The 970-nt window shown below is 62.9% G+C and carries 2 protein-coding genes; both read right to left on the minus strand.

The features are described 5' to 3' along the window. Positions 1–532: ABC transporter permease (locus FUT88_RS25680; RefSeq protein WP_147219364.1), on the minus strand; the 532-nt coding region annotated here is incomplete at its 3' end. A gap of 23 nt (positions 533–555) precedes the next feature. Further along, positions 556–970: ABC transporter ATP-binding protein (locus tag FUT88_RS25685; RefSeq protein WP_147219366.1), on the minus strand; the 415-nt coding region annotated here is incomplete at its 5' end.

The raw sequence follows: 970 nt of genomic DNA on the forward strand, positions 1-970 counted from the left end.
CGCTCGGCAGATAGACGAAGCGCAGCAGTTGCCGCTGCGATGCGCCTAGCATGCGCGCATTGGCCAGCACGACCGGGCTGACTTCCTTCACGCCCTGGTAGACGTTGAAGAAGACGATGAAGAACACGAGCGTCACCGCCAGCGCGACCTTTGACCAGATCCCCAGCCCGAACCACACGCCGAAGATCGGCGCCAGGATCACGCGCGGCATCGAATTGGCCGCCTTGATGTACGGATCCAGCACTGCCGAAGCCGCCGGGCTCAGCGCCAGCCACAAGCCGGCGCCCAGGCCAGTAGCGGTGCCGATGGCAAAGGCCAGCACTGTCTCGGCCAACGTCACGCCAAGGTGTTGATAGATATCGCCTTCAGAAACGAACCACGCCCAGATACGCTGGGCAACGATGAGCGGTTCTCCGAAGAAGAACGCAACTTCCTGCGAGCGCGTGGCGAAGTGCCACACGCCCAACGTGACGACCAGCAGGCCAAGCTGCCAGGTGCGCAGCGCGAATGGAGAAAGCGGACGGTTAGCCATGGATGCAATCGATCAGATTCAGGTCAAGCCACGCGGCGGTGCTGCGCATAGCCTTTGAGCACTTCTTCGCGCAGGACGTCCCAGATGCGCGAATGCAGGTCGACAAAGCCGGCCTGGTCACGAATCTCGGCCACATCGCGCGGGCGCGGCAGGTCAATCGTGAATTCGCCGATCGGATGCGTACCGGGGCCGGCGGCCAGCACGACCACGCGGTCGCTCATGGCAATCGCTTCGTCCAGATCGTGTGTGATGAACAGCACCGCCTTGCGCTTGGCGGCCCAGAGGTCGAGCACCTCGTTTTCCATCAGCTGGCGCGTCTGGATGTCGAGCGCAGAAAACGGCTCGTCCATGAGGATGATGTCGGGGTCGAGCACCAGCGTTTGCGCTAGGCTCACGCGTTTGCGCATACCGCCGGAAAGCTGATGCGGGTAGCGGTCT

This window comes from Ralstonia sp. TCR112 (genome assembly GCF_007997035.1).
Taxonomy (GTDB): Bacteria; Pseudomonadota; Gammaproteobacteria; order Burkholderiales; family Burkholderiaceae; genus Ralstonia; species Ralstonia edaphi.